The organism is Caulobacter sp. SRI_014, from assembly GCF_057586315.1.
On the sequence record NZ_JBYCZQ010000002.1, the window covers coordinates 248,420 to 260,471 of the forward strand.

The window sequence follows — 12,052 nt, forward strand, 5'->3', positions numbered from 1 at the left end:
TGCGTTATCTCGCCGCACCCCGACGGGGTCAAGGCGCAAACAGCGTTACCGGAAGCCTGTGGCGAAAACTGCACAAGTCTTGTCATCGACCTGTCGTCTTTTGACCCGCCCGGCGCCGTGCGGTCTCAACAGAGCCGTGGTTTTCTTCAATATTATGAACCCCGCCCGACACAGGGTTTCTTTCCGAACGCCGGTTGCCAGCTTGCGGCGGCGCCACTATGGGACAGGCTTCCTGTAGCAGCGGGCGGCGGGCCCGGCGCAACTTTCCCGGGGGTCTTCCAGGGTGTTTCCGACGGTCGAGTTTCTGCGCACCGCCGCCCTGGAATTCATCGCGGCCTTCAGCGCCGTGACCGCCATCATCTTCCTCCTGTCGCCCTTCGCCACCCGCCTGGGCCTGGTCGACAAGCCCGGCGGCCGCAAGGATCACGCCGCGCCGACGCCGGTCACCGGCGGGCTTGCCATCGCGGTCGGCACCATCCTGCCGGCCCTGGCCCTGACCCCGCCGAACGCCCAGGTGGTCGGCCTGGGGATAGCCGCCATCATCCTGGTGGTAGTCGGGGTGCTGGATGACATCTACGACATTCCCTGGCCGATCCGGGTGCTGGCCCAGACCGGCGCCGCCCTGGCCATCGTGCTGATCGGCGATGTGCGGGTAGCCAATATCGGCCCGGTGTTCGGCCTGGGTCCTCTCGATCTCGGCTACCTGTCCGTGCCCTTCACGATCATCGCCACGGTCGGGCTGATCAACGCCCTGAACATGGCCGACGGCATCGACGGGCTGGCGGGGTCCCTGTGCGTCTGCGCCCTGGTCATGCTGGTGGCCGCCTCGCTCTACGCCGGCAACGCCGACCTGGCGCATGGCCTGACCGTCATCGCAGGGGCCGTGGTCGCCTATCTGGCCTTCAACCTGCGCCTGCCCTGGCGCAAGCGGGCGCGCATCTTCCTGGGCAATTCGGGCAGCGCCTATCTGGGGCTGATCATCGCCTGGGCCGTCTTCCGCCTGACCCAGAACCCGGTCTATCCGGTGACACCGGTGCTGGCGCCCTTCCTGATCGCCCCGCCGCTGATCGACTGCCTGGTGCTGATCGTACGGCGGCTGCTGCACAGGCGCTCGCCCTTCCACGCCGACCGCACCCACGCCCACCATCTGATGCTGGACGGCGGGTTCAGCGTCACCGGCGTGGTCATCACCCTCTGCGTGCTGTCGCTGAGTCTGGGGCTCGGCGTCGCCCTGGCCCTGCGCGCCGACGTGCCCCAGCCCATTCTGCTGGCCTGTTTCGCGGGTCTGACCCTGGCCTACTTCCTGTTCACCCGGCATCCGGACCGGGCCATCGCCTTCTACGCCAGGCTGACCGGCAAGAAGCGCTAGAGGCCGAGCGCGCCTTCCAGCGCCAGGGCCACCCGCTCGACGTCGCCGTCGTCCATGGCCGGATACAGCGGCAGGCTGAGGCAGCGGTCATACCAGGCCTGGGCGCCCGGCAGGTCCAGGTCGCCGTTGCGGGCCCGCCAGTAGGGCTGGGTGTGGACCGGAATGTAGTGGACCTGGCTGCCGATGCCGGCCGCCGACAGACGGGCCATGACCTCGGCCCGACTGACGCTCAGGGCCTCGAAGTCGATCAGCACGACCAGCAGATGCAGGGCCGGGTCCGACCAGGCCGGACTTTCGGCCAGGGTGATGGCGTTGAGGCCCGATAGCCGCGATTCGTAGAGGGCGGTCAGCCGCCGGCGGCGGCCCGTGAACCGATCGAGCTTGCCAAGCTGCGACAGGCCGAGCGCGCAGTTGATGTCCGGCAGGCGGTAGTTGAACCCCGGTTGGGCCATCTCATAGACCCAGGGATCGGCCCCCGGCGGCCGGGTCATTCCGTGGCTGCGCAGGGCCTTCAGCTTCGTGGCCAGCGCGGCGTCGTTGGTGGTCAGCATGCCGCCCTCGCCGGTGGCGATGGTCTTGACCGGGTGGAATGAGAAGCTGGCCATGGCGCTGTGCCGGCAGTCGCCGACCTGCTCCGGGCCGCTGCCGAAATCCATGGCCGTGCCCAGCGCATGGGGCGCATCCTCGACCAGCACGGCGCCGGCCCGCGCCGCCAGCCGCGCCAGCCCCGGCAGGTCGCAGACATCGCCGCGCAGATGCACCGGCAGCACGGCCTTCACCGGGCCGGTTGCCCGGCCAATCGCCTCGGCCAGGGTGTCGGGCGTCATCAGGCCGCTGTCCTGGTCGACATCGGCGAACACCACCTCCGCCCCCACGTAGGCCGCGCAGTTGGCCGTCGCCAGGAAGGTGATCGAGGGGACGATACAGACATCCCCAGGCCCGACCCCCAGCGCCAGCATCGCCAGGTGCAGCGAGGCGGTGCCGTTGGAACAGGCCACGGCATGGGCGGCGCCGACCCTGGCCGCGAAGGCGGTCTCGAAGGCCTCGACCGTCGGGCCAGTAGTCAGGAAATCGCCGCGCAGGGCCTGGGCCACCGCGGCGATATCGTCCTCCTCGATGGTCTGGCGGCCGTAGGGCAGGAAGCCGTCAGACACCCTGGGCTTCCAGCATGGCGGTCAGGCCCTCGGGGCTGAGCCAGTCGGTGTTATTGTCGCTGGCGTAGGCGAAGTCTTCGGCGACGGGCTTCGCCCCGTCCTGCGGGCCGAACGCCTCGCGGGCGTACTCGACGAAGGCCGGCTCGATGACATAGCGGTCGTCGAGTTCACAGGTCTGGCGGGCGTCGTCGGCCCCGACCATGATCTCATGCAGCTTCTCGCCGGGGCGGATGCCGACGATCTCGATCTCGGCGTCCGGGGCCATCGCCCGGGCCAGGTCCGGCATGGCCATGGAGGGAATCTTGGGCACGAAGATCTCGCCCCCGCGCATGATCTCCAGCGAGGAAAGGACGAACTCGACCCCCTCGTCGAGGGTGATCCAGAAGCGGGTCATCCGCGCATCGGTGATCGGCAGGCTGGTCGCCCCGCGCGCCAGCAGGCGGCGATAGAGCGGCACCACACTGCCGCGAGAGCCGACGACGTTGCCATAGCGCACGACCGAGAAGCGGCAGCCGAGATCGCCCGACAGGTTGTTGGCGGCCACGAAGGTCTTGTCCGAGGCCAGCTTGGTCGCGCCGTACAGGTTGACCGGGTTGCAGGCCTTGTCGGTGCTGAGCGCCACCACCTGTCTGACCCGGTTGCTGAGCGTCGCCCAGACCACATTCTCGGCCCCGACCACATTGGTCTGGATGCATTCGGAGGGATTGTACTCGGCGGCCGGCACCTGCTTCAGGGCGGCGGCGTGGATGACGATGTCGACGCCGCGAAGGGCCAGGGTCAGGCGCGAGCGGTCGCGAACATCCCCCAGGAAGAACCGCATCTTCGAATAGTCTTCGGGCCCGAACTTCTCGCGCAGGTCCTGCTGCATCTCGCTCTGCTTGAGCTCGTCGCGGCTGTAGACGATCAGCTTGCGCGGCTTGTAGCGGGTCAGGACGGTTTCGATGAACCGTTTGCCGAACGAGCCGGTGCCGCCGGTGACCAGGATCACCTGTCCGTCGAGGTTCAGTGTCTTGGGCGCGAATCGGGTCATCGGGGCTCCAGATCGGGCAGGAATCTGATCTGATGCGCCGACTCTGTCACCTGCGCGTAAATCACGCATAAACCATGCGGGCGTATGGACGGCGGATGGACCGCCGCCTCGCCCTCGCCGCCCTCGTTGCGCTCGCACCTTCCGTCGCTCTCGCCCCCCCGGCGTTGGCCAGCGGTGGCGAGAAGAAGAAGGGCGGCGGCCTCAGCTACATCCAGATTCAGACCCTGACGGCCTCCATCTACCGCCGCAACGGCACGCGGGGCGTGATGACCATGGAGGTCGGGGTCGATGTCGCCAACGACCAGCTGCGCGACCGGGCCGCCGCCTCGGCCCCGCGCCTGCGCGCCGCCTATGCCCAGGTGCTGCAGATCTACGCCTCGGGCCTGCCTGCCGCCACGGCGCCCGATGCCGACTATCTGGCCGGGAAGTTCCAGCGCGAGACCGACCGCATCCTCGGCAAACCGGGCGCCAAGCTGCTGGTCGGCACCATCCTGATCAACTGAGCCCCGCCGGGGCGGGTCACATCGCCGAGATGCCGCCGTCCAGCTTCAGCTCGGCGCCGGTCATGAAGCGGCTCTCGTCGCTGGCCAGGTAGAGCACCGCGTCGGCGATGTCTTTCGGCGTGCCGATGCGGCCGAGCGGCACCTGGCGGCCGAGCTTGGCCTCGCCTTCCTCCTTGCCGAACCGCTGGCGGATCGGATCGAGGATTGGGGTGTCGATGAAGGTCGGGTGGATGGAGTTGGAGCGCACATCGATCTTCTGCTTGGCGCAGTAGAGGGCGATATTCTTGGAGAGCAGCCAGACCGCCGCCTTGGAGGCGTTGTAGGCCGGGCCGTTGTGGTTGGCGATCAGGCCGGCGATCGAAGAGATGTTGATGATCGAGCCCGGCTGGTTCTCGCGCAGGTATCTGATCGCGTGCTTGGCCCCCAGGAAGACGCTGTCGACATTGACGCTCATGGTCAGGCGGAAGTCGTCGAGGGTGCAGTTCTCGATGTCGGCGCCACGGCTGATGCCGGCGTTGTTGAGCAGCACCGAAATGCCGCCCATGTCGGCATTGGCCCGCTCGAGCGTGTCGATCCAGCCCTGCTCGTCGGTGACGTCGAGCCGGTAGGCATAGGCCGTGCCCCGGCCGTGGGCGGTGTTCAGCTCGTCGGCGACGGCTTGCGCCCCTTCAAGGTTGAGATCGGCCAGGGCGACGCTCGCGCCCTCTTCGGCCAGCCGCCGCGCGGCGCCGGCCCCGAGCCCCTGGGCGCCACCGGTGATGAAGGCCTTCTTGCCCGCGACCCGTCCCGTCATCTCGCTCTCCCGATTGTTCTTTCGAACAAGCGTTAGAGCGCGCTGGCGACCTCGTCCATGAACTTTGCCAGGGTGACGTCCAGGCTGGTCACGCCGTCGGCGTCATGAGTGGCCAGCAGCACCTCGACCCGGTTGTAGACGTTGAACCATTCGGGGTGGTGGTCGAGCTTGTCGGCCTGGATCGCCACCCGGGTCATGAAGCCGAAGGCGGCGTTGAAATCCTTGAAGGTGAAGGTGCGGACGATGGCGTCGCGCTCGCCGTCCAGGGCCTTCCAGTCCGGCAGCGACTTGAGCGCTTCAGCGGCGCCGATCTTCGCGGGGCGGGTCATGAGAATTGAAGTCCCGTGGCTGCGCTCAGTTCCGCCAGCGCCTGGGCCTCGTTGGAGACCTTGATGGCCTTCATGCCCAGCACCGCCGCCGGCTTGCAGTTGATGCCGAGGTCGTCGAGGTAGACGCAGGTCTCCGGCTCGACGGCCAGCAGCTCGCACATCATCTGATAGATGCGCGGGTCGGGTTTGCGCACCCCCGCCTTGCTGCTCTCGATGACCGCGTCGAACAGCTCCATCACCCCGGCGACGGCGGCGGCCTTTTCGCTGGTCCCGGCCATGCCGGCGCCGTGGCCGGTCTGGACGTTGTTGGTGATGCAGCCGACCTTGAACACGGCCTTGCAGGCCCGCAAAGCCGCCACCATGCCCGGCCGCACATCGCCCGACAGAAGGCCCAGCACCTCGGCCCCGCGCACCGGGTGGCCGAGCGCCGTCGACTCTTTCAGGAACATCTCGTCGAAGCCGGCGGCGTCGATCTCGTTGCGCTCGAACAGGGCCCAGGCGTTGCTGTCGGGGTTGGTCGAATTGACCTGCCGGAACAGGTTGTGCGGCAGACCCCTTTCGGCCTCGTACCGGTTGAAGGCCTCGAACGGCGAGGAGGTGATCACTCCGCCGAAATCCCAGATCACTGCCTTGACCGTCATCGTCGCCCCTTGGTTCGTCGCGCCGCACGCATACTGGGGTTTCAGCGAACCGTCTTCACCAAATCTCCTCTTGCGGGCGGCTCCACAGCCGTCACCCTGCAAGCCATGCTTCTCCCCGCCCCTGTCCGCCTGGCCCTGTTCGCCGTCGCCTGCTGCGTCATCGCCTGGCTGTCGCTGAGCCCGACGCAGGCCCTGCCGCAGGGCCTGACCTTCTGGGACAAGGCCGAACATGCGCTGGCCTATTTCGGGCTCACCCTGCTCGGCGCCTGGGCGTTTCCGGCAAGGCTTGGGCGGCTGGCCGTCGGCCTGTTCCTCGGCGGAGTCGGGGTCGAGATCCTGCAGTCGACCATGGGCCTGGGCCGCCAGGGCGACGCCTGGGATGCTGTGGCCAACAGCACCGGCATCGCCGTCGGCATGCTCGTCGCCTTCGCGGCGCGGGCCGCGCAACGCAGGCGGGTGGGTTAACCCTACCCCTCCCGCTGGCGGTGAATGCGCGGGTCAGTCGCCCGCCAGGGGCGCATGGTTCATGGCGCACACTTCCGTCGAACGGACCTGAACAGTCATGCGTACCCTGCCCCTTCTTCTCGTCGGCGCCGCCGCCCTGATCCTGTCATCCTGCGACGACGCCGCCCCGCGCAAGCCGGCCAAGGCGCCGGGCGCCAAGGTCGCGGAGGCCGATTGCTGCTGCAAGGACCGCTGCCCGATCGACCAGCCGGCCGCGCCGGTCGTCGGTACGCCGGAGGAGGAAGGCATCACCGGCCACAGGGGCGAGGCCCACGTTCGGCGAGCCACCCACGAACGCCGCGGCGGCTACCGCTATCGCGGTCGCAGCGGAACCGAGGGCGTTGGCCACCTGGACGAGGAGTCCTACGGCTACCGCCGGGTCGAGCGCTCGGGGACCGAAGGCGTCGGCTATCTCGACGAGGATGCGGCCTATCGCGGCGGTGGGTATCGCCGGGTCGGCGGGTCGGTCAGCGTCGAGGAAAGCGAGAGCTATTCCGAGAGCGCCCGCTATTCGGAGAGCGGCAGCGGCTACAGCTATTCGTCCGGCGGCGGCGTGGTGGTCTACGACAGCGGCGGCCGCCGTATCGACGGACGGGGCGGCGGGCATGGCCGGCGGGGCGGGGGCGGCTACGCCGGCGTTGATCGCGACGGCTACCTGACCTGGCCCGGCAAGACCGAATAGTCAGGGCTTGAGGAAGCCCTCGGCGGTGAAGACCGCCATGGCCTTCGGCCCGGAGAGATAGTCCAGCACGGCCCGACCGGCCGGCGTCGCTTTCGTCAGCGCGGCCGGATAGAGGATGCGCGGGTGGGTCGACTGCGGGAAGGTATCGACCACCCGGACCCTTGGCTCGGCATGGGCGTCGGTGGCGTAGACGATGCCCAGCGGCGTCTCACCCCGCGCGACATAGGCCAGGGCGGCCCGCACATTCTCGGCCGGGGCCAGGCGTCTGTCCACGCTGTCCCAGACGCCCAGCCTGGTGAGCGCCGCCTTGCCGTACCTGCCGGCCGGCACGGAGACCGGATCGGCGATGGCCAGTCGTCCGCCGCCCAGCGCACCAGCCAGCGGCATGCCGGGCGCGATCTTCAGAGCGACCGTCGAGGCCCTGGGGGCAATCAGCACCAGCCGGTTGGACAGCAGGTTCCGCCGCGTGCCGGTCGCAATCAGGCGGCGTTGGGCGAGCCAATCCATCCATTCGACATCGGCGCCGATGAACAGGTCGGCCGGCGCCCCCTGGGCGATCTGGCGGGCGATGGCCGAGGAGGCGCCGAACGACACCTGAAGCGGAGCGCCGGGACCGCGATACGACGCGGCGATCTTCGTCAGGGCGGTCTGCAGCGAGGCGGCCGCGAAGATGCGAACCCCACCTTTGGCCAGGGCCGGGGCCGCCGCCAGGGCGAGGCCGCCCGCCAGAACTGTGCGCCGCGCGATCATGCTTCGACTCCTGCCAGAGCCCCCCGGGACCGGCAAGCCGGACTGGCCCGTCACTTGCGGATGACTCCCTTCGCTGGATCAAAACGGGACAGGGAGAATCCCCATGCGTTCGCCGAACGGACCGCTCTTCAAGAGCTACGAGATCGTCGCCATTGTCGCCTTCCTGGCCGTGGCCGCCCTGGTGACCGGATTCCGCCTGGTCTACTGACCCGCGCCCCCGCGCCAAGGAACCCAACGCCCAAGTCCAGACGTTACCGACCCCTGGGGGTACGGAGACGCTTGCTTGGGCCAGGACGCCAACACGCCTGACGAACAGCCGGTCGCGCGCCTTGCCGCGCGCGCCCGCGCCTGGCTGACGCGCGCCTTCACCCCCGAAACCCCCGAGACCGCCGCCGCCCGGCGAGAACGCCACGACCCCAGGGTCGCGACGCGGGTGGTCATCGGCCTGTCGGCCCTCATCCTGCTGATCGGCGGTTTTCTGGTCATCTTTGACTGGAACTGGCTGCGGGGGCCGATCGGCGGCCTGGCCTCGGCCCAGCTGCGCCGCACGGTGGTGCTGGCCGGCGATCTGGACGTCCATCCCTGGTCGCTGACCCCCCGGGCCGAAATCCACGACCTGCGGATCGCCCAGCCCGGCTGGGCCCTCGACGCCGGCGCCAAACCCGGCGGCCAGATGGCCACCGTCGGCCGGGTGGAGGCCAGCCTACAGCTGCCTGACCTGCTGCGGGGCCGCACCGTGCTTGGCTACGTGCGGGTGCGGCAGGCCAAGGTCCACCTGATCCGCGACAGGGACGGTCGGGGCAACTGGGAATTCGGGGCCCGCAACAAGGGCCGCTCGGCCAAGCTGCCGGCCATCCGCCGCCTGCTGATCGACCGCGCCGAGCTGCGGCTCGACGACGCCCAGCGCAAGGCTGTGTTCGAAGGCGTGGTCTCAACCGGGGAAAGCACCACCGGTGAGACATTCGGCCGCTTCCTGCTGAAGGGCGACGGCTCCCTGAACCGGGCGAAGTTCATCGCCCGGGTCGAGGGTGAGCCGCTGCTCAACATCTCGCCTGACCGACCCTACCACTTCAACGCCAACGTCCAGGCCGGGGCCACCCGCATCCGCGCCGACGGCCAGATCGACAGGCCCTTCGACCTCAACCGCTTCGGAGCCCGCTTTCTGCTGTCGGGCGCCGACATGAACGACCTTTATGTCCTGACCGGGGTGGTGCTGCCCAACACACCGCCCTACCGGATCAGCGGCGGGCTGGTCCGCGACGGCGGCCGCTGGCACCTGAACAAGGCCCGCGGCATGGTTGGCGAGAGCGACATCGCCGGCCAGCTGACCGTCGATACCAGCGGCGAGAAGCCCTACCTGACCGCCGATCTTCGCAGCCGCCGGGTCGATTTCGACGACCTGGGCGCCTTCTTCGGCATGCGCACCCGACAGGTCGGCGGCGAGACCAAATCGACGCCGGTGGTCGGCGGCCGGCTGCTACCCGACTCCACCCTGCAGGTCGACCGCATCCGGGCGATGAACGCCGACGTCAAGTTCCGCGCCGACGCCGTCAACGCGCCCGGCCTGCCGCTGCGCCAGTTCTCGCTGGACCTCGACCTGCAGGACGGGATCCTGCGGCTGAACCCCATCTCGTTCAGCCTCGACCGGGGCAATATCAAGGGCACGGTGGTGCTCAACGCCACCAAGGCCACGCCCCACACCGATCTCGACCTGCGGATGACTGGCGGCCGGATCGAGGACTGGGTGACCACCAAGGTCCAGGGCATGCCGGTCATCGAAGGGTCGCTGGCCGCCCGGCTGAAGCTGTCGGGGTCGGGCAATTCGGTGCACCGGGCCGCCTCCAACGCCAACGGCAGCCTGACCCTGGTCGCGCCGCGCGGCGAGGTGCGTCAGGCCTTCGCCGAATTGCTGGGGGTCAACGCCAGCGCCGGACTGATCAAGCTGCTGTCGGAAGACCCCAAGACGACGCCGCTGCGCTGCGCCGTCGCCGACTTCCAGGTGAAGAACGGCGTCGCCCGATCCAACCGCATCCTGATCGACACCGGCGTGGTGCTGGCCGAGGGCAGCGGCAGCATCAACCTCGAGAAGGAAACCATGAACCTGCGCTTCGAGGGCGACTCGAAGAAGCCGCGCCTGCTGCGGCTGTTCCTGCCGATCACCATCAAGGGCCCGCTGACCAAACCCGCCGTAGGCGTCGAGGCGGGACCGCTGGTCGGCCAGGGCGGCTTGGCCCTGGCGCTGGGGGCGCTGAATCCCTTTGCCGCCATCCTGCCCTTCGTCGATCCGGGCCTGGCCAATGACGCCAACTGCAACGCCCTGGTCCGCGAGGGCCGCCGGCGCGGGGCGCCGACCAGCCTGAAGACGGCGCCGGTCACCGAGAGCCAGATCGAGGGCGCCGAAAAGGAAGCCGAGGACCGCAAGGCGGCGGAAAAGGACGCCAGGAAGGATGGGCGCCGTGATCGCGACAAGGCCGCCAAGGGCGAGAAGCGCGACCGCAACAAGGACGGCTTCTTCGACCGGCTGTTCAACCGCGACTGAACCGCCCACCCGCTGCGATTTCCGAAAACCGGCCTTATCTGCTATAGGGCCGCCTCCATCGGACATCATATCTCGTGACCACGACCCTCGACCTTTCCCGGGCCGCCAAGCCTGTTTCCACCGTCAACCTCTCCGGATTGACGCGTGACGGCCTGCGCCAGGCGCTGATCGACGGCGGCGCCGTGCCGGCCGACAAGGCGCGCATGCGGGCCAGCCAGATCTGGCGCTGGATGCACCAGGCCGGGGTCACCGACTTCGCCGACATGACCGATGTCGCCAAGGACACCCGCGCCAAACTGGCCGAGACCTTCACCATCGCCCGGCCGGAGGTCATCGAACGCCAGGTGAGCAAGGACGGCACCCGCAAGTGGCTGATCCGCACCGCGCCCGGCATCGAGATCGAGACCGTCTACATCCCCGACGTTGGCCGCTCGGGCGCCCTCTGCGTCTCCAGCCAGGTCGGCTGCACGCTGAACTGCACCTTCTGCCACACGGGCACCCAGGCCCTGGTCCGCAACCTGACCGCCGCCGAGATCGTCGCCCAGGTGCAGGTGGCCAAGGACGACCTCGGCGAATGGCCGTCCGACAAGGAAGACCGGCTGCTCAGCAATATCGTCTTCATGGGCATGGGCGAGCCGCTCTATAACCTCGACGCCGTCACCGACGCGCTGGACATCCTCAGCGACAACGAGGGCATCAGCATCAGCCGCCGGCGGATCACCGTCTCGACCTCGGGCGTCGTGCCGCAGCTGGCCGCGCTGGGCGAGCGGACCCAGGCGATGCTGGCCATCAGCCTGCACGCCACCAATGACGAGCTGCGCAACGAGCTGGTGCCGCTCAACAAGAAGTACCCGATCGCCGAGTTGATGGCCGGCATCCGCGCCTATCCGGGCCTTTCCAACGCCCGCCGGGTGACGTTCGAATACGTCATGCTGAAGGGCGTCAATGACAGCCCCGCCGAGGCCCGCGCCCTGGTGGCGCTGCTGAAAGGCATCCCGGCCAAGGTCAACCTGATCCCGTTCAACCCCTGGCCGGGCAGCCCCTACGAGTGCTCGACCTGGTCGACCATCGAGACCTTCGCCGCCATCCTCAACAAGGCGGGCTTTGCTTCCCCGATCCGCACCCCGCGCGGCCGCGACATCCTCGCCGCCTGCGGCCAGCTAAAGAGCGAGAGCGAAAAAGTCCGGGCCAGCGCCCGCCGCAAGGCGGCCGCCGAACCGGAAGCCGGGGACGAAGCGGCGGCCTAGACCCGATCCCGGGGGAAGACTTGTCAGCCGACGCCCAGAACGTGCTAACCATCGAGGCCTGTCTCACCTGAGATCCGTGATGCCGACCGACCTGCAGTCCCCGGAAATCGCCGCCTTCGCCAACGGCTTTCCCTTCGCCCTGGCCCAGGCCGGGGTCACCCTGGTGATGCTGATCTTCGGCGCCGCCCTCTATGCGGTGCTGACCCCCCACAAGGAGATCAGCCTGATCCGCGAGGGCAACGCCGCCGCCGCCCTGTCGTTCGGCGGGGTGCTGGTCGCCCTGACCATCCCGCTGGCCACCGCCCTGCAGAGCTCGGCCTCGCTGCTGGAGATCGGCCTCTGGGGCGTGGCGGTGACCTTCGTCCAGCTGTTGGTCTTCCGTCTCACCGACTTCGTGCTGCACGGCCTGCCCCAGCGCATCCAGGAGGGTGAGCTGTCGGCCGCCCTGCTGCTTGTCGGGGCCAAGATCGCCACCGCCCTGATCCTGTCGGCGGCGATCAGCGCCTAGCCA

Annotated in this window: 13 protein-coding genes; 7 read left to right on the forward strand and 6 right to left on the reverse strand. The window is 68.8% G+C overall.

The features are described from left to right. The first annotated feature begins 283 nt into the window (after positions 1 to 283). A complete protein-coding gene (locus AC2YG9_RS06630; RefSeq protein ID WP_487297162.1) occupies positions 284 to 1,369 on the forward strand; it encodes an MraY family glycosyltransferase in 1,086 nt (361 codons plus the stop codon). Here AC2YG9_RS06630 and pseC read toward each other — a convergent pair. Both pseC and pseB read right to left on the reverse strand, forming a co-directional pair. Then, a complete protein-coding gene (pseC, locus tag AC2YG9_RS06635) occupies positions 1,366 to 2,523 on the reverse strand; it encodes a UDP-4-amino-4,6-dideoxy-N-acetyl-beta-L-altrosamine transaminase (protein WP_487297163.1) in 1,158 nt (385 codons plus the stop codon). The two genes, AC2YG9_RS06630 and pseC, sit on opposite strands and share 4 nt — an antisense overlap. Beyond that, positions 2,516 to 3,553 (reverse strand): UDP-N-acetylglucosamine 4,6-dehydratase (inverting), encoded by a 1,038-nt coding sequence (gene pseB, locus AC2YG9_RS06640; protein ID WP_487297164.1) that lies wholly within the window; start codon positions 3,551 to 3,553, stop codon positions 2,516 to 2,518. The genes pseC and pseB overlap by 8 nt, the downstream gene beginning before the upstream one ends. A gap of 95 nt (positions 3,554 to 3,648) precedes the next feature. Here pseB and AC2YG9_RS06645 point away from each other — a divergent pair, with 95 nt between their 5' ends. After that, positions 3,649 to 4,056 (forward strand): hypothetical protein, encoded by a 408-nt coding sequence (locus AC2YG9_RS06645; protein ID WP_487297165.1) that lies wholly within the window; start codon positions 3,649 to 3,651, stop codon positions 4,054 to 4,056. Positions 4,057 to 4,072: 16 nt separating this feature from the next. On the opposite strand, the gene AC2YG9_RS06650 is transcribed toward AC2YG9_RS06645, so the two are convergent. From AC2YG9_RS06650 to AC2YG9_RS06660, 3 genes are read right to left on the reverse strand one after another with little or no spacing between them, the layout of a single operon-like run. Next, on the reverse strand, positions 4,073 to 4,849 hold the full coding sequence (locus tag AC2YG9_RS06650; RefSeq protein WP_487297166.1) for an SDR family oxidoreductase: 777 nt from the start codon (positions 4,847 to 4,849) through the stop codon (positions 4,073 to 4,075). Between the two features lie 32 nt (positions 4,850 to 4,881). Continuing rightward, positions 4,882 to 5,178 carry a 4a-hydroxytetrahydrobiopterin dehydratase gene (locus AC2YG9_RS06655; protein ID WP_487297167.1) on the reverse strand — a complete coding sequence of 99 codons (297 nt, stop codon included), beginning with the start codon at positions 5,176 to 5,178 and terminating at the stop codon, positions 4,882 to 4,884. Beyond that, on the reverse strand, positions 5,175 to 5,819 hold the full coding sequence (locus AC2YG9_RS06660) for an HAD-IA family hydrolase (RefSeq protein WP_487297168.1): 645 nt from the start codon (positions 5,817 to 5,819) through the stop codon (positions 5,175 to 5,177). The genes AC2YG9_RS06655 and AC2YG9_RS06660 overlap by 4 nt, the downstream gene beginning before the upstream one ends. 105 nt (positions 5,820 to 5,924) lie before the next feature. Between AC2YG9_RS06660 and AC2YG9_RS06665 the strand changes: the two genes are divergently transcribed. Together AC2YG9_RS06665 and AC2YG9_RS06670 are read left to right on the forward strand one after the other, a co-directional pair. After that, the gene (locus AC2YG9_RS06665; RefSeq protein WP_487297169.1) at positions 5,925 to 6,284 is read left to right on the forward strand and encodes a VanZ family protein; all 360 of its coding nucleotides are present in this window, start codon (positions 5,925 to 5,927) and stop codon (positions 6,282 to 6,284) included. Between the two features lie 97 nt (positions 6,285 to 6,381). Further along, positions 6,382 to 7,005 (forward strand): hypothetical protein, encoded by a 624-nt coding sequence (locus AC2YG9_RS06670; RefSeq protein ID WP_487297170.1) that lies wholly within the window; start codon positions 6,382 to 6,384, stop codon positions 7,003 to 7,005. Here AC2YG9_RS06670 and modA read toward each other — a convergent pair whose 3' ends face one another. Next, positions 7,006 to 7,755 carry a molybdate ABC transporter substrate-binding protein gene (gene modA / locus AC2YG9_RS06675; protein ID WP_487297171.1) on the reverse strand — a complete coding sequence of 250 codons (750 nt, stop codon included), beginning with the start codon at positions 7,753 to 7,755 and terminating at the stop codon, positions 7,006 to 7,008. It lies immediately after the preceding gene. Between the two features lie 283 nt (positions 7,756 to 8,038). On the opposite strand from modA, the gene AC2YG9_RS06680 reads away from it, so the two are divergent. From AC2YG9_RS06680 to AC2YG9_RS06690, 3 genes are all read left to right on the forward strand, one after another. After that, positions 8,039 to 10,294, forward strand: a complete 2,256-nt coding sequence (locus tag AC2YG9_RS06680) for an AsmA family protein (RefSeq protein ID WP_487297172.1) — start codon at positions 8,039 to 8,041, stop codon at positions 10,292 to 10,294. Between the two features lie 74 nt (positions 10,295 to 10,368). After that, positions 10,369 to 11,541, forward strand: a complete 1,173-nt coding sequence (rlmN, locus tag AC2YG9_RS06685; protein WP_487297173.1) for a dual-specificity RNA methyltransferase RlmN — start codon at positions 10,369 to 10,371, stop codon at positions 11,539 to 11,541. 79 nt (positions 11,542 to 11,620) lie between these two features. Further along, positions 11,621 to 12,049, forward strand: a complete 429-nt coding sequence (locus tag AC2YG9_RS06690; RefSeq protein ID WP_487297174.1) for a DUF350 domain-containing protein — start codon at positions 11,621 to 11,623, stop codon at positions 12,047 to 12,049. The last annotated feature ends 3 nt before the right edge of the window (positions 12,050 to 12,052 follow it).